This window comes from Streptomyces sp. NPDC001549 (assembly GCF_042894025.1).
Lineage (GTDB): Bacteria > Actinomycetota > Actinomycetes > Streptomycetales > Streptomycetaceae > Streptomyces > Streptomyces kutzneri.
This window is the reverse complement of the sequence record NZ_JBIAVJ010000001.1, coordinates 177,792-191,634: the sequence shown is the minus strand read 5'-3', so window position 1 is coordinate 191,634 and position 13,843 is coordinate 177,792. Positions and strand designations below refer to the sequence as shown.

18 protein-coding genes are annotated in these 13,843 nt (G+C 73.1%); 9 read left to right on the top strand and 9 right to left on the bottom strand.

Features of this window, described 5'->3' with window-relative positions; genetic code table 11:
• Nucleotides 1-197 precede the first annotated feature (197 nt).
• A complete protein-coding gene (locus ACFY04_RS00920; RefSeq protein WP_389113601.1) occupies nt 198-1,478 on the top strand; it encodes a DUF1906 domain-containing protein in 1,281 nt (426 codons plus the stop codon).
• Between the two features lie 24 nt (nt 1,479-1,502).
• Here ACFY04_RS00920 and ACFY04_RS00915 read toward each other — a convergent pair whose 3' ends face one another.
• The 5 genes from ACFY04_RS00915 to ACFY04_RS00895 form a co-directional block, all read right to left on the bottom strand.
• Nucleotides 1,503-1,808: a hypothetical protein gene (locus ACFY04_RS00915; protein WP_389113600.1), complete on the bottom strand. Its 306-nt coding sequence runs from the start codon at nt 1,806-1,808 to the stop codon at nt 1,503-1,505.
• Nucleotides 1,808-2,332 carry a pyridoxamine 5'-phosphate oxidase family protein gene (locus ACFY04_RS00910; protein WP_389113599.1) on the bottom strand — a complete coding sequence of 175 codons (525 nt, stop codon included), beginning with the start codon at nt 2,330-2,332 and terminating at the stop codon, nt 1,808-1,810. Before ACFY04_RS00910 ends, ACFY04_RS00915 begins: the two co-directional genes overlap by 1 nt.
• A gap of 35 nt (nt 2,333-2,367) precedes the next feature.
• Entirely contained in the window at nt 2,368-3,096 is a 729-nt protein-coding gene (locus ACFY04_RS00905) for a VWA domain-containing protein (protein ID WP_389113598.1), read from the bottom strand.
• Between the two features lie 30 nt (nt 3,097-3,126).
• Entirely contained in the window at nt 3,127-3,276 is a 150-nt protein-coding gene (locus ACFY04_RS00900) for a hypothetical protein (protein WP_389113597.1), read from the bottom strand.
• 69 nt (nt 3,277-3,345) lie between these two features.
• A complete protein-coding gene (locus tag ACFY04_RS00895; RefSeq protein WP_389113596.1) occupies nt 3,346-3,930 on the bottom strand; it encodes a PadR family transcriptional regulator in 585 nt (194 codons plus the stop codon).
• A gap of 122 nt (nt 3,931-4,052) precedes the next feature.
• Between ACFY04_RS00895 and ACFY04_RS00890 the strand changes: the two genes are divergently transcribed.
• From ACFY04_RS00890 to ACFY04_RS00870, 5 genes are all read left to right on the top strand, one after another.
• Nucleotides 4,053-5,174 carry an LLM class flavin-dependent oxidoreductase gene (locus tag ACFY04_RS00890; RefSeq protein ID WP_389113595.1) on the top strand — a complete coding sequence of 374 codons (1,122 nt, stop codon included), beginning with the start codon at nt 4,053-4,055 and terminating at the stop codon, nt 5,172-5,174.
• Between the two features lie 3 nt (nt 5,175-5,177).
• Nucleotides 5,178-5,909 carry an SDR family NAD(P)-dependent oxidoreductase gene (locus tag ACFY04_RS00885; RefSeq protein WP_389113594.1) on the top strand — a complete coding sequence of 244 codons (732 nt, stop codon included), beginning with the start codon at nt 5,178-5,180 and terminating at the stop codon, nt 5,907-5,909.
• Complete coding sequence (locus ACFY04_RS00880) at nt 5,906-6,829, top strand: alpha/beta hydrolase (RefSeq protein ID WP_389113593.1); 924 nt, start codon at nt 5,906-5,908, stop codon at nt 6,827-6,829. The genes ACFY04_RS00885 and ACFY04_RS00880 overlap by 4 nt, the downstream gene beginning before the upstream one ends.
• A 7-nt stretch (nt 6,830-6,836) precedes the next feature.
• Nucleotides 6,837-7,385: a hypothetical protein gene (locus ACFY04_RS00875; RefSeq protein WP_389113592.1), complete on the top strand. Its 549-nt coding sequence runs from the start codon at nt 6,837-6,839 to the stop codon at nt 7,383-7,385.
• Nucleotides 7,386-7,835: 450 nt separating this feature from the next.
• Nucleotides 7,836-8,102 (top strand): hypothetical protein, encoded by a 267-nt coding sequence (locus ACFY04_RS00870; RefSeq protein WP_389113591.1) that lies wholly within the window; start codon nt 7,836-7,838, stop codon nt 8,100-8,102.
• Between the two features lie 186 nt (nt 8,103-8,288).
• Here the strand turns inward: ACFY04_RS00870 and ACFY04_RS00865 are convergent, their stop codons facing one another.
• Nucleotides 8,289-8,594, bottom strand: a complete 306-nt coding sequence (locus tag ACFY04_RS00865; protein ID WP_389113590.1) for a hypothetical protein — start codon at nt 8,592-8,594, stop codon at nt 8,289-8,291.
• Between the two features lie 65 nt (nt 8,595-8,659).
• On the opposite strand from ACFY04_RS00865, the gene ACFY04_RS00860 reads away from it, so the two are divergent.
• On the top strand, nt 8,660-9,385 hold the full coding sequence (locus ACFY04_RS00860) for a class I SAM-dependent methyltransferase (RefSeq protein WP_389113589.1): 726 nt from the start codon (nt 8,660-8,662) through the stop codon (nt 9,383-9,385).
• On the opposite strand, the gene ACFY04_RS00855 is transcribed toward ACFY04_RS00860, so the two are convergent.
• The 3 genes from ACFY04_RS00855 to ACFY04_RS00845 are packed head-to-tail and all read right to left on the bottom strand — an operon-like array spanning nt 9,366 to nt 12,030.
• A complete protein-coding gene (locus tag ACFY04_RS00855) occupies nt 9,366-10,391 on the bottom strand; it encodes an acyl-CoA dehydrogenase family protein (protein ID WP_389113588.1) in 1,026 nt (341 codons plus the stop codon). The two genes, ACFY04_RS00860 and ACFY04_RS00855, sit on opposite strands and share 20 nt — an antisense overlap.
• Entirely contained in the window at nt 10,391-11,536 is a 1,146-nt protein-coding gene (locus tag ACFY04_RS00850) for an acyl-CoA dehydrogenase family protein (protein WP_389113587.1), read from the bottom strand. Before ACFY04_RS00850 ends, ACFY04_RS00855 begins: the two co-directional genes overlap by 1 nt.
• Nucleotides 11,536-12,030, bottom strand: coding sequence for an enoyl-CoA hydratase-related protein (locus ACFY04_RS00845; protein WP_389113586.1), 495 nt, complete (start codon nt 12,028-12,030; stop codon nt 11,536-11,538). The genes ACFY04_RS00850 and ACFY04_RS00845 overlap by 1 nt, the downstream gene beginning before the upstream one ends.
• A 164-nt stretch (nt 12,031-12,194) precedes the next feature.
• Between ACFY04_RS00845 and ACFY04_RS00840 the strand changes: the two genes are divergently transcribed.
• Nucleotides 12,195-12,977: an SDR family oxidoreductase gene (locus ACFY04_RS00840; protein ID WP_389113585.1), complete on the top strand. Its 783-nt coding sequence runs from the start codon at nt 12,195-12,197 to the stop codon at nt 12,975-12,977.
• A gap of 221 nt (nt 12,978-13,198) precedes the next feature.
• Nucleotides 13,199-13,828 carry a TetR/AcrR family transcriptional regulator gene (locus tag ACFY04_RS00835; protein WP_389113584.1) on the top strand — a complete coding sequence of 210 codons (630 nt, stop codon included), beginning with the start codon at nt 13,199-13,201 and terminating at the stop codon, nt 13,826-13,828.
• The last annotated feature ends 15 nt before the right edge of the window (nt 13,829-13,843 follow it).

Below are 13,843 nucleotides of genomic sequence, written 5' to 3'. Positions count from 1 at the left end.
TCGCTCGTGCGGGTGACCCGATGGGGGAGGGCGGGGGACGCCCCCTGCCGGGCGCCGGGCGCACGGAGGGAAGGAACGGATCCTCGCGACCGACCCGGCCGGGCCGTGAGGACCGGCCGGGCCCTGGGCCGGACGGAGCATCTGCGGGGCCTCTCAGGACAGTTGAGGGGCCCCGCCGTCTGGTAACCATTTGGATCATGGCCCCCATCCGAACCCTGCTGAGCGGCCTGCTCGGCGCCGCGCTGCTGCTCCCCGTCCAGCCCTCCACCACCGCCGGCGACGGCCGGACCGTCGGCTACCACGGTCTGCGCGTCACCCTCCCGGCCGGCTGGCGGGTCGTCGACCTCGACCGGAACCCCGACGCGTGCCTGCGCCTCGACCTGCCCACCCTGTACCTCGGCCACGCCGGCACCCAAGCCGAGTGCACCGGCCGGGCCGTCGCCGGCCGCGCCGACACCCTGCACCTCGAACCCCTCGACGGGGCCCTGGAGCGCGCCGACGTCCCGACCGTCGCCGTGGACTCCTGGAACGTGCTGCGCGAGGCGCCGCACCGCTCCGACAGCAACGAGCTGCGGTACGCCCTGCGCCGCGCCGGGGTCATGGCCACCGTCTCCTACGGGGCCACGCCCGACGCCGTACGCGCCGTCCTGGCGCAGGCCCGCGCCGTGACGCCCACGCCCGGCCCGGCCCCCGTCGTGGCCGTGCCGGCCGCCGGAGGACCGAAGCCCCGCAGCGCCCAGGAGCCCTTCAAGGGCGAGGGCTTCGACGCCTGCACCGCCCCCACCCAGAAGGCCATGGACACCTGGCGGGCCGACTCCCCGTTCGGCGCGATCGGCGTCTACATCGGCGGCCGGGCCCGGGCCTGCGCCCAGCCGCGGCTCACGGCCCGCTGGGTGGAACGGCAGGCCGCCGCGGGCTGGCACCTGATGCCCATCTGGGTGGGCCCGCAGCCCTGGCACAACGCCGCCACCGGCCTGTCCACCGACCCCTCCGAGGCCAACGGACAGGGCGGGGAGGCCGCCGAGGGCGCGGCGGACGCGGCCCGGTCGCTGGGGCTGGCCGAGGGCACCGTGCTCTACAACGACCTGGAGAACTACACGGACCGCGCCACCTGGGACGCGCCGGTCGTGGCCTACCTGACCGCCTGGACGGACCGGCTGCACGAGCTGGGCTTCCGCTCCGCCGCCTACGTCTCGGTGAGCTCCGGGGTCAAGGCGCTGAGCGCCCACTATCACCAGGCCCCCCAGGCCATGCCGGACGTGCTCTGGGCCGCCCGCTGGAACCTTTCGGCCTCCGTCGGCAACGCCGACATGGGCCTGCCGGCGGGCACGGCCCAGTGGGCCGGCCCGCGCCGGGCCCACCAGTTCCGCGGCGACCACAACGCCACCTACGGCGGGATCACCCTCAAAATCGACCGCAGCCGGGTGGACGTGACCCCGGCCGCCCTCGGCCCGAAGGACAACCAGCCGCGGACCTAGGGGTGTCTTGCCGGTCAGGCCGGATCAGGTGGACTGGAAGTTCCAGAGCACGGCGGCCTCGTCGTCGTTCACGGCGATCAGACCGGCGTCCCAGTCGTAGGTGCTGAAGGGGTCGTGGCTGCGGGAGGGCTGCGCGTAGAAGTCCGGACGGTCGCCTTTCCAGCCCCGTGGGTCCCGGGTTTCGAGGCGCGTGATCGCGCCCACGTCGAGCCACCAGTCGTCGTGCTCGCGCGGGGCGACGCCGACGAATGTGCAGACCCACTCGTACAGCCTGAGCGCGTCCGACCACGTCCGCGCGTCGGGCCGGCCTTCCTGCACGTCCCGTTCCATCAGCCAGCCGCACTGTTCTCGGCCGTTTCCTCGCGCGGTGGTTCGTCGTCGTCGCCCCGGCGCAGGGTGCGCAGGCCGTGCTCCGGGGTCCACGACCGCACCACCAGCTCGTCGCCCTCCACGCGGACGCGGACGACCTCCGTCAGGTCGGCGTAGAAGAGGTGGAAGGGGTGCGGGGTCGCCGTCTCCTCCGCGTACCGGTGCAGTTCGGGCGGGTCCACGAGCTCCACCGCGCGCCCGGAGATCCGTACGTCCCCGTCCGGCATGTCCTCGCCCGCGCCCGGGTTGGTGTGCAGGGCGAAGCGCGGGTCGTGCTGGAGGTCCCTGGCCTTCATCGAGCCGAACATCATGCCGAGCCACAGCTCCCCGCCCCGGATGTCGACGTTCAGACCGGTCGCGCGGGGGGAGCCGTCCTTGCGCAGGGTGGCCAGGACGTGGTGCGGGTACTGCGCGAAACGGGCCTGGACGGCCGCAGCGAACTCCGGTTCCGCCGTCTCGAAGACTGCCCAGCTGGTATGCGTCATACGTCCATCAAAGCGCGGGTACCGGCGGGCGCAGGTCAGGCGCGCACGATGCCCGCACTCCGCGCCGCCGCCAGCCAGGCCGGGAAATCCCCGACCAGGCGGTCGTAGAGCTCGCCGTCCGGCACCGTGCGGGGGTCCGCTCCCGCGTGGAAGTAGCCCGCGTTGTCCACGGCCCGCTGTGCCGGGACGGGCAGCTCGTCCAGCCGGCGCAGGAAGTCGAACTGTGTGCTGCGCGTGTTGCCGAAGCCGACGAACTGCCAGAAGAGCGGCAGCCGGGCCGCCTTGCACAGGTAGCGCTCCGCCGCGAGCTTGTTGATCGGCCCGCCGTCGGTCTGGAAGACGACCAGGGCGGGGGCCGTCGACCCCGAGTCCAGGTAGTGGTCGACGACCGCGTCCATCGCCGCGTGGTACGCCGTCTTGCCCATGTGGCCCAGCCGGGAGGCGATCTCGGTGACCCGGCCCTCGTGCCCGGCCAGGGAGATCTCCTCCACCGCGTCGACCTCGGTGGAGAAGAAGACCACCGGCACGCGGGCGTCGTCGTCCAGGTGCGCGGACAGCCCCAGCACCCGGTCCGCGAGGGCCTGCACGCTGCCGTCCTCGTAGTACGGGCGCATCGACCCGGAGTAGTCCAGCACCAGGTAGACCGCGGCCCGTCCGCCCTCCATGCCGTACTTGCGCAGGGAGACCCCGGCGCTCTTGTAGAGGCTCACGAGCGCCGGAGCCGTCTCCTCGACCTTGCGGAGGTTGATCGCACTGCCCGTCATGGGGCGAGCGTACGGCAGCGCGCCGGCCCGTCAGCCCGGCAGCCCGTCGGCCCGTCGGCCCGCCATGGTGAAACCGAGGTCGGCCGCCGGCCGCGCCCGGTGCGCGGCCGGAGCGCCGAGCAGGTGGGCGGAGCCGGCCGCGCCCACCTGCTCGGCGGCCGGCGCCGTAGACCACGTCATCGTGCTCGGCCGGGTCGCCGGCCCGACCGCGCACCGCGACGGGCCGCCGCTGGTGTACTTCCGGCGTTCCTACGGCAGCTTGCCGAGCCCCTTGAGCTCGTCGATGTCGGCGAGCATTCCCGCCGCGAGGTCGCGCTCGGAGGCGTAGTGCCGCTCGGCCCACTTGAGGGTGAGCGTCGGGTACGCCCAGGCGCTCTCGTCCTTCGCGCCCTCCCCGTCGGCCACCGCGCGACGGCGCATCTTCTCTGCGAACTCCTGGTGCCGGACGAGGATTTCGCGCATCTGCTCCGGCTCCAGCAGATGGCCCAGCCACAGTCGCAGCATCGGCCCGTGCTTGAGGACGGGCGGGTCGACGGGGGCCTCGCGGGCCCACTTCCGTACGGCCGTCATGCCCTCGTCCGTGATCCGGTAGACCCGCTTGTCGCGCGTCCCGGTGTCCTGGGCGACCATCCGCGAGGACGCGTAGCCCGCCTTCTCCAGGCGCTTGAGCTCGCTGTAGATCTGGCTGAACGACGGGCTCCAGTAGAAGAACCGCAGCGACCAGTCCGACCACTTCTTCAGGTCGTAACCGGAGAGCTCCTCTCCGAAGGAGAGCAGCCCGAGCACCGCCCAGCTGGTCGCGGGGAGCGCGCGCCTGTTCGTCTCGTCTGCCACGCAGCGCAGTCTACGACCGGCCCTCACGGCACCCTTCCCCCTGCGCAATATGACTGCTAGAAGTATTTCTATTCGAAATATTCGACCTACGGGCTCGAAGTACCGGATGGAGGGACCTCACCGTGAAGTTCTCGATGATCTTCGAGGCGCAGCTCGTCGACCCCACCCCCGAACGCGAACGCCAGGTCATCCACGACTGCGTCGAACAGGCCGTCCACGCCGAGGAGATGGGCTTCGACCGGATCTGGGCCGTCGAGCACCACTCCCTGACCCGGTACGCGCACATGAGCGCCTCCGAGATCTTCCTGACCTGGGTGGCCGCCCGCACGCGCCGGATCCGGATCGGCCACGGCGTCGTCACCATGCCCTTCGGCTACCAGCACCCGGTGCGCGTCGCCGAGCGCGCCGCCATGCTCGACGTGCTCTCCGGCGGCCGCGTCGACATCGGCGCCGGGCGCGGCGCCACCCGCCAGGAGATGTCCATGTACGGGGTCAGGCCCGAGGACACCTACCCGCAGATGGAGGAGGCGCTGCGGATCTTCTCCTCGGCCTGGAAGGAGGAGACCTTCGAATGGCACGGCTCCCTCGACATCGGCCCCGGCGCGATCCTGCCCCGCCCGGTCCAGGACCCGCACCCGCCGCTGTTCATGGCCTGCTCCAAGCACGACACCCTCAAGCTGGCCGCCGAGCTCGGCATCGGGGCCCTGGTGATGGGCTTCGCAGGCGCCGACGACGTACGCGCCATGCGCAAGGTCTACGACGAGGCCATCGCCACGCGCAGCGGCGAGCGCCTGGTCTCCACCGAGGCCAACGACCACCTCTCCGCGCTCTGCCCGACCATCGTCCTCGACGACGCCGAGCGGGCCCTGCGGCTGGGCACGCGCGGGCAGCGCTTCTTCGCCGAGTCCATAGCGCACTGGTACGGGAACGGCCCCGAGCCCACCGGGTACGCGGAGGAGGAGGACCACGTGGGGGCGCTGGCCAAGGGCCGGGAGGAGCTCGTCGCCCGGCTGCACGAGGCGAACATCCCCGCCCGCCCCGTCGACACCGGCACCTACAACGCGGAGCACGCGTACGGCAGCGCCGAAACCGCCATCGCCTACGTCGAGCAGCTGCGCGAGATCGGCGTCGACGAGGTGATGTGCCTGATCCAGATGGGCACCGTCCCCCAGGAGGCGTGCATGGAGACCATCCGGCAGTGGGGCGAGAAGGTCATCCCGCACTTCCGCGCGCTGGAGGGCTGAGCCGTGGGGGAGCAGCTCGGCGGAAAGGCCGTCGTGATCACCGGCGCCGGGCGTGGCCAGGGCGCCGCCGAGGCCCGGCTGTGCGCGGAGGCGGGGGCCCGGGTCGTCGTCACCGACATACGGGAGGACGAGGGCCGGGCGGTGGCCGCCGAACTCGGCGACCAGGGACTGTACGTCCGCCACGACGTGGCCGACGCGGCGAGCTGGGCGACGGTGGTGAAGGAGACGATCCGCGCCTTCGGGACGATATCGGCGCTGGTCAACAACGCGGCCCTGTGGCGCACCGCCCACGTGGAACAGCAGCGGCCGGCGGACTTCGAAGCGCTTCTGCGGGTCAACCTGCTCGGCCCGTTCCTCGGCATCCAGGCGGTCGCGCCGGTGCTGCGGGCGGGCGGGGGCGGCTCGATCGTCAACATCTCCTCCACCGCCGGACTGGTCGGGATACCGGGCCACGCCGCCTACGGATCCGCCAAGTTCGGGCTGCGCGGACTGACCCGGTCGGCGGCGCTCGACCTCGCCGGGGACCGGATCCGGGTCAACTCGGTGCACCCGGGGGCCATCGACACCCCGATGGTGGCCCAGGCGGTGGCGGGCCGGGACTGGTCGCACGTACCGCTGGGGCGCATCGGCCGCCCGGAGGAGGTCGGGCAGCTGGTCCTCTTCCTCTGCTCGGACGCGTCCTCGTACGTGACGGGCAGCGAGTTCACCGTGGACGGGGGGATGACGGCGGCATGAGCGGCCTCCATGCACCCGACCCCCTCTCACCGCAGGCCAGGCAGCTGTGCGACGCGATGACCGCCGGCTTCCCCGGTCCGGGCGACATCCGCGCCCTGCGGGCGGCCGCGGCGTCCGGGTCCGGCCGCGAGGGCCCGGCCGTGGCCTCGGTGTCCGACGCCGTCGCGGGCGGGGTCCCGGTCCGCATCTACGATCCCGCGCCCGGCCGCTCCGGCCGGCCCCTGGTCGTCTTCCTGCACGGCGGCGGCTGGGTGATGTGCGGCCTGGACAGCCACGACGCGACCTGCCGCTCCCTGGCCGCGGCCGCGGGAGCGGTGGTCGTCTCGGCGGACTACCGGCTGGCCCCGGAACACCCCTGGCCGGCGGCGCCGGACGACGCGCTCACCGTCCTGCTCTGGGCCCGGGACCAGTCCCGGGCGCTCGGCTGCGACCCCGGCCGGGTGGTGCTGGCGGGGGACTCCAGCGGCGGCAACCTCGCGGCCGTGACGGCCCTGCGCGCGCCGGAACTCGTAGCGGGACAGGTGCTGTTCTATCCGCCGCTGGACGCCTGGATGGAATCCGCCTCCGTGGAGACGTACGCGGAGGGCTACTTCCACACCGCCGCCCACATGGCCTGGTACTGGGACCAGTACGGCGGCGACCCCGAGCACCCGCACGTCTCGCCGCTGCGCGCCCCCGGCCTGTCGGGCCTGCCGCCCGCCCTGATCGTCCTCGCCGACTGCGACGTGCTGCGCGACGAGGGCCTCGCGTACGCCCGCCGGCTGGCGGCGGCCAGCGTCGACTGCACGCTCCAGCTCCACCCGGGGGTCTTCCACGGCTTCCTGGGCCTGCCGCTGCCGGCGGGCGCCGCCGCGCTCGGGGCGGCCGCGGCCTGGGTGGCGGGGGCAGGCAGGACGGGGCGGCCGGCCTCCCAGGCATGATGTGTCCATGGCTGAACTGATACGGAGACTGCCGGGCGCGGTCCTGCGCAACTGCCTTCTCCTGGCGGTGGAGTCCGGTGCGATCTGGCTGCTCCGGGGACCCGGGGGAGCCTGGATCCCGGTCCTGCTGGCCGTCTTCGTCGCCGGCGCGGCCGTACCGCACGGAACCGGCGCGGAGTTCGTCGCCCGCACCTCCGTCGCACTCCTCGCGGTCGGCATCGCGGTGGCCGGCGGGATCACCTGGGACCGGCACACCCTCCACGACCGCGGCCGGGAGGAACAGGCGGTCGTCGCCGAGCGGACCACGGCGCAGGACGGCTCGACCACCTCCCCGTCGCTGCGGCTGCGCACGGAGGCCGGACGGGACCTGCCCGGACCGGTGGAAAAGGACCTCCCGGTCGGCGCCCGGCTGACCGTGACGGTGGACCCCGACGGCCCGGCCTGGGCCGTGGGCGGCCGCCCGGACCGGCCGCTCTGGCCGGCGGCCGGCACCGGGGCCCTGATCCTGCTCCAGACCACCCTCGTCGGCCGGCTCTCCCTGCGCCCCCGGAACTAAGGGCCGCCGGCCGCGGGACCGCCCGCCGGGGGCTTGTGCCCGCCGGGCGCCCGGGTGAGCCCGCGATGCCCGCGGGGACGGGCACGAGCGCGCCGTCCATGCCGCGCCGCTCCAACGCGGCCCGAGCCGCCTGGGCGGCCTTGCCGCGAACGGTGGCGGCACTCTCCCGCTTCCCGCGCCTTCTCCGGCCATCCGGATCGACGGCCGCCGCGCCCGGCGATTTCGCGACGTCGCCATTTGTCAAGTCCCGAAATCCAGGGACGTGAAGCATTTCGCCGTGCCGGGCCTAATTGAGTCATGGGATCACGCAGAGCAGGTGACCCACCCGCGCCGTCCGGAAAAGCTCTGGCGGCCCGGATTGCGGGACAAAAATCCCGCTGCCGGAAAGGCCCATGCGACAGCAGGACCATTCGGCAATCCTTTTGTCCTTTCTCACCGGAGGTAATTCTCATGACTCACGCATTCGTCACCCGGCGTTTCGCCATCCTTACGGCCGCGACCGCTCTGGCCGCAGCAGGTGCACTGCTGCCCTCCAGCGCATTCGCCGCGCCGGCGACGCCGAACGTCAGCACCGCAACCACGATGACACTCAAACACGGTGGCCACGGGCACGGCCACGGGCACGGGCACGGGCACGGGCACGGGCACGGGCACGGGCACCACGGCCACCACGGGCATCACGGCCACCACGGCCACCACGGCCACTGGTACTGGTAAGTCAGCGAGATGCGAGGAAGCCATCGTTGACAAGAACAGTTGAGCTCCGGTCCAGACTGGATGGCAAAGCCATGCAGTCTGGACCGCCGAATGCGTGCAGCGGGAAAGCGGAAGGCGCAGGCCGTTTCGCACGGAACTGCACCGGGACTTCGCTTGCGCACTGCGGCTTCGCGAAAGGCCCCGCGCCTACTTGATCGTGTAGGAGCAGCCCTTCACGGTCGTCCCGCCATCGCTCTCCGCGACCTTCTTCCCGTCGACCTTGATGACGCACGGGGCCTGCTGCAGCTTGCCGTCGGGGCCCGTGCCGCCGACCTCCGGGGTCACCTCGAGGGTCGCGCCGCCGGCCTTGGCGGGGGCGGACGAGGCGCTCGCGGAGGCCGCGGGGCGCTCGCTCTCCCCGGCCGGCTTCGGCTCCGCGCTTCCGCAGCCGGTGAGCAGTACGGCCGCGGCGGCGCACACGGCCACCCCGGCCACCCCGGTCACGCCGGTCATCGTCCTTCGCGTGGTGCAAGTACCTTGATCTTGTTGCCGATTGCGTGATCGAAAACAATGGACGCATGACAACACGTGCCCGTTCCTTCGACGCAGCAGCCGCTTCGTACGCGGCCCACCGCCCCAGCTACCCCCCGGCCCTCTTCGACGCCGTCGAGTCCCTCACCGGGCGCCCGCTCGCCGGGGCCCGGGTGGCCGACGTAGGAGCCGGGACCGGGATCGCCACCGCGCTCCTGCACGAGCGCGGGGCCGAGGTCGTCGCCGTGGAGCCCGGGGACGGAATGGCCGCCGAGTTCCGCCGCACGTACCCCGGGATCCCGCTCGTGCGCGGCGACGGGGACCGGCTGCCGCTGGCCACCGGCGCGTTCGACCTGCTCACCTACGCCCAGGCCTGGCACTGGACCGACCCGGCCCGCTCGGTGCCCGAGGCCCGGCGGGTGCTGCGCCCCGGCGGCGCGCTCGCGCTCTGGTGGAACGACACGGACGCCACCGTGCCGTGGATCGCCGAACAGGAGGAGCGGCTGCGGGCCTTCTTCGAGGTCAAGGGGGAGACCTACCGCACCCTGCCCGAGGGGCTCGGCGCGTTCACCACCCGGTCGGTGACGTGGTCCCGGCGCATCACCCTGGACGACCACCTCGCCAACCTCGCCAGCCACTCCGCCTTCCTGGTCCTGGGCGAGGCCCGCACCCGCGCGTACTTCGCGGGGGAGCGGGAGCTGCTGAACCCGCTCTTCCCGGACGGCATCGTCGAGGAGCAGTACGTCGTGAACCTCAGCGTCGCGGTGGTGTGAGGGACCGCAGGACCTCGGCCCGGCAGGCCGCCGGCGCTCCCCAGGCGTCCCGCAGGGGGCGGGCCTTGCGCAGCCACAGGGACAGGTCCAGCTCCTCGGTGTAGCCCACCGCACCGTGGAGCTGGAGCGCGGTCATCGCCGCCCGGTAGGACGCCTCGCCGGCCGCCAGTTTCGCCGCCGCCACCTCGCCCGGGTCGAGCGACAGCGCCGCCGCCCACACCAGCGGGCGGGCGAACTCCAGGTCGAGCAGGGTGTCCGCCAGCCGGTGCTTCACCGCCTGGAAGGTCCCGATCGGCGTCCCGAACTGCGTGCGCTGCTTGACGTACTCCACCGTCCTGGCCAGCAGTGCCTCGCCGACGCCCAGGCACTGGGCCGCCGTCAGCAGCCGGGCCCAGCGTCCGGCCACCTCGGCCGCCCGGGCCACCGCCGGGCCCGCCGCCAGCAGCTCACCCGCGCCGGCCGGCGGGAGGGACAGCCGGCGTGCGGGGTCCGTCGACCGGAGCGGCTCACCCGCCGGGCCCGCGCCGCCGCCCGCATCGCCCGCGCCGCCCGCCACTCGCAGTTCGCCCGCCGGGGACACCGTGAAGCAGTACGTCGCCGCGTCCGCGTCCAGGGCGTACGGGCTCCCGCCCGACAGGGTCAGCGTGGCCGAGGTCCCGCCCTGTGCCAGCCCCGGCAGGAACCGCTTGGCGAGCGCCTCGTCCGCCAGCTCCGCCAGCAGCACCGACACCGCGGCGCTCTCCACCACCGGCCCCGGCACCCCGGCCCGGCCCAGCTCCACGAAGCCGAGGGACAGCTCCGGCGGGAGCAGGCCCGCCCCCTCGTAGGGCTCCGGGACGGCCAGCGCGAACAGCCCCGTCGCCGCGAGCCGGGACCACACCGTCCGCCCGGGCCCTGCGTCGCCGTCCGCCCAGGCCCGTACCGCCGCCGGGACCTGTGCCGAGCCCAGCAGGGAGCGCAGCGTACGGGCGAAGTCCGACTGCTCGTCGGTCGGCAGGAAGCGCATCAGCGGCGGCCCTTCGGAAGGCCGAGCAGCCGCTCGGCGATGATGTCGCGCTGGATCTCGTTCGTCCCGGCGTAGATCGGCCCGGCCAGGGAGAAGATCCACGGCTCGGCCCACTCGCCCTCCGCGAGCTCCGCGTCCGCGCCCAGCAGGTCCAGCGCCGTCTCGTGCAGGGCGATGTCGTACTGCGACCAGAACACCTTGTTCAGGCTGGACTCGGCGCCGATCGTCCCGCCCGCCGCGAAGCGGGAGGCGTTCGCCCAGGTGAACAGCTCGTACGCGCGGGCCCCGACCACCGCGTCCGCCACCCGGTCCCGCAGCGCGGTGTCGGACGGGTCCCCGTGCGTGCGCCACAGCCCGACCAGCCGGTCCGCCGCGGCCAGGAAACGGCCGGGGGAGCGCAGGGTCAGCCCGCGCTCGTTGCCGGTCGTCGACATGGCGATCCGCCAGCCCTGCCCCGGCTCCCCGATCACGTCCTCGTCCGGAACGAAGACCTGGTCCAGGAAGAGCTCCGCGAAGGCCCGCTTGCCGTCGAGCCGGCCGATGGGCCGCACCGTCACCCCCGGCGCCCGCAGGTCGAACATCAGATAGGTCAGCCCCAGGTGGGGTTTCGGGGTGTCCGGGTCGGTGCGGAAGATCCCGAAGGCGCGGTCCGCGAAGGCCGCCCGCGAGGACCAGGTCTTCTGCCCGGTCAGCAGCCAGCCGCCCTCCGTACGGACCGCCCGCGACGTCAGCGAGGCCAGGTCGGACCCCGACCCGGGCTCCGACCAGGCCTGCGCCCAGATCACCTCGCCGCTCGCCATCGACGGCAGCACCCGCGAGCGCTGCTGCGCGTTCGCGTGGTCGAAGAGGGTGGGAGCGAGGAGGTTGATGCCGTTCTGCGAGACCCGGCCGGGCGCGCCCGCGGCCCAGTACTCCTCCTCGAAGACCAGCCACTTGACGATGTCCACGCCCCGGCCCCCGTACTCCTCGGGCCAGGAGACCACCGACCAGCGCTCCGCGTGCAGCAGCGCCTCCCACTCCCGGTGCGCCGCGAAGCCCTCGGCCGTCTCCAGGGAGGGCAGGGGCCGGGCCGGGACATGGGCGCGGAGCCAGTCGCGGGCCTCGGCCCGGAAGGCCTCCGCGTCCGCCGTGTGCGTGAGTTCCATCAGATGTTCGCCTCCTTCAGGGCGGCGATGCCGATGCCGCCGAGCGAGTCCGCCGCCGTCTCCGCGTTGTGCGCGTGGGCGAGGTGGTGCAGGCCGAACACCGAGTCCATGCCGGTGTGCAGGCCCTGGAGGTCCCACATCCCCAGGTACACCTCCGACTCGCGCGCGAAGCGGGACTCGGCGCCCGGCCGCCCGGTGTGGTCCCACCACAGGCCGGCCCGCCGCTCGAAGGGCAGGTGGGCGTCGCGCCCGGGGGTGCCGATGTCGTGGCCCGCGGAGAAGTGCTCGCCGGCCCCGGCGAGGACGACCACCTTCACCTCGGGGTCCCCGGCGGCCCGGTAGGAGGCATCGTCCAGCGCGTACGTCATCGCGCTGTTCTGCGCGTTGCGGTAGCGGGGGCGGTTCATCGTCACGTACGCGACCGGGCCGCGGCGCTCGTAGAGCACGGGTGTGTCGTCGGGCGAGCGGTCGTGGGGCCTGTGGTCGTCGGGCATGCGGCGTCCATCCTTCACGAGCGAAGCTTCCCTAACAAGTGTTTGGTAGGTTAACGTACGGCCATGAGCAGCGTCGAGGAGTTCCGCACCGAGGTCGGCTCGGACGAGATCCAGCGCAATCTCATCGCCGAGCGGATCCTCGGCCTTCCCAAGGAGGTACCGGCGTGACCGCTCCCGACTACGTCCCCGGGCACGGACTGCTGAAGGACCGCACCGCCGTCGTCACCGCCGCCGCCGGGGCCGGGATCGGCGGGGCCACCGCCCGCCGCCTCCTGGAGGAGGGCGCCCGCATCGTCATCGGCGACGCCCACGCCCGCCGCCTGAAGGAGACCGAGGAGGCGCTCGCCGCCGAGTTCGGCGCCGGCCGCGTCACCTCCCTGCCCTGCGACGTCACCGAAGAGGACCAGGTCCAGGCCCTCTTCGCGCTTGCCGAGCACACCCACGGCCGCCTCGACATCGTCGTCAACAACGCCGGCCTCGGCGGCACCGCCGCCCTCGTCGACATGACCGACGACCAGTGGTCCCGCGTCCTCGACGTCACCCTGAACGGAACCTTCCGCTGCACCCGCGCCGCCCTGCGCGCGTTCAAGGCGTCCGGCGGCGGCGGAGTGATCGTCAACAACGCCTCCGTCATCGGCTGGCGCGCCCAGACCGGCCAGGCCCACTACGCCGCCGCCAAGGCCGGGGTGATGGCCCTGACCCGCTGCGCGGCCCTGGAGGCCGCCGAGTTCGGCGTACGCGTCAACGCGGTCGCCCCGAGCCTGGCCATGCACCCGCACCTGGTGAAGGTCACGAGCCAGGAGCTCCTGGCCGAACTCACCGCCCGCGAGGCCTTCGGCCGGTACGCCGAACCCTGGGAGGTCGCCAACGTCATCGTCTTCCTGGCCAGCGCCTACTCGTCGTACATGACCGGCGAGACGGTGTCGGTCAGCAGCCAGCACGCCTAGGGGGTGTCGTGCCGATCAGGCCGGGCTCGCGGGGCCCGGCACCGCGCCTCGCCGCGTTGTCCCCGGTCGGCGACGCTCCGCGTCGCCTCCCTCGTCCGCCTTGCGATCCTTCCCCTCGGCCCTGCGGGCCTGGGGAGACCCCATGGCACCGGACCCCGCTCCCTGATCCGGCCTGATCGACAAGACACCCCCTGGCAGATGCCTTGGCCGAGAATGGACGCGTGCCAACGAACAAGCCGACATCCCAGAAGAAGCCGCAGGTGACGGCCTCCCCCGAACGGCGTCGTGAACTCCTCGACACCGCCGCCGAGGTCTTCGCCGCGCAGGGCTACAACGCCACCACCGTCCGTAAGATCGCCGACGCCGCCGGCATGCTCGCCGGCAGCCTCTACTACCACTTCGATTCCAAGGAATCGATGCTCGACGAGATCCTCTCGGCCTTCCTGACCGAACTGTGGGACGGGTACGACACCGTCCTCGCCGCAGGTCTCGGCCCCAGGGAGACGATCGAGGCCCTCGTCACCGAGTCCTTCCGGGAGATCGACCGGCACCGCGCCGCCGTCGCCATCTACCAGAAGGAGTCCCGCACCCTCTCCGCCCAGCCCCGCTTCCACTACCTGTCCGACTCGCAGCAGAGGTTCGAGAAGGCCTGGCTGGGGACGCTGGAGCGGGGCGTCGAGGCCAAGGTCTTCCGCGCCGACCTCGACATCCGCCTCACCTACCGCTTCGTGCGCGACACGGTGTGGGTGGCGGCCTCCTGGTACCGGCCGGGCGGACAGCACAGCCCCGAGGAGATCGCCCGCCAGTACCTGTCGATGGTGCTGGACGGGATCGCACTGCGCCCCACCTGACCGACCCGACCGTCT

Excerpts from the sequence above, each read along its gene's own strand:
- ACFY04_RS00920 (WP_389113601.1), top strand. The coding sequence starts at position 198 with ATGGCCCCCATCCGAACCCTGCTGAGCGGCCTGCTCGGCGCCGCGCTG.
- ACFY04_RS00915 (WP_389113600.1), bottom strand. The coding sequence starts at position 1,808 with ATGGAACGGGACGTGCAGGAAGGCCGGCCCGACGCGCGGACGTGGTCG.
- ACFY04_RS00910 (WP_389113599.1), bottom strand. The coding sequence starts at position 2,332 with ATGACGCATACCAGCTGGGCAGTCTTCGAGACGGCGGAACCGGAGTTC.
- ACFY04_RS00905 (WP_389113598.1), bottom strand. The coding sequence starts at position 3,096 with ATGACGGGCAGTGCGATCAACCTCCGCAAGGTCGAGGAGACGGCTCCG.
- ACFY04_RS00900 (WP_389113597.1), bottom strand. The coding sequence starts at position 3,276 with ATGACGTGGTCTACGGCGCCGGCCGCCGAGCAGGTGGGCGCGGCCGGC.
- ACFY04_RS00880 (WP_389113593.1), top strand. The coding sequence starts at position 5,906 with ATGAGCGGCCTCCATGCACCCGACCCCCTCTCACCGCAGGCCAGGCAG.
- ACFY04_RS00875 (WP_389113592.1), top strand. The coding sequence starts at position 6,837 with ATGGCTGAACTGATACGGAGACTGCCGGGCGCGGTCCTGCGCAACTGC.
- ACFY04_RS00870 (WP_389113591.1), top strand. The coding sequence starts at position 7,836 with ATGACTCACGCATTCGTCACCCGGCGTTTCGCCATCCTTACGGCCGCG.
- ACFY04_RS00865 (WP_389113590.1), bottom strand. The coding sequence starts at position 8,594 with ATGACCGGCGTGACCGGGGTGGCCGGGGTGGCCGTGTGCGCCGCCGCG.
- ACFY04_RS00860 (WP_389113589.1), top strand. The coding sequence starts at position 8,660 with ATGACAACACGTGCCCGTTCCTTCGACGCAGCAGCCGCTTCGTACGCG.
- ACFY04_RS00855 (WP_389113588.1), bottom strand. The coding sequence starts at position 10,391 with ATGCGCTTCCTGCCGACCGACGAGCAGTCGGACTTCGCCCGTACGCTG.
- ACFY04_RS00850 (WP_389113587.1), bottom strand. The coding sequence starts at position 11,536 with ATGGAACTCACGCACACGGCGGACGCGGAGGCCTTCCGGGCCGAGGCC.
- ACFY04_RS00845 (WP_389113586.1), bottom strand. The coding sequence starts at position 12,030 with ATGCCCGACGACCACAGGCCCCACGACCGCTCGCCCGACGACACACCC.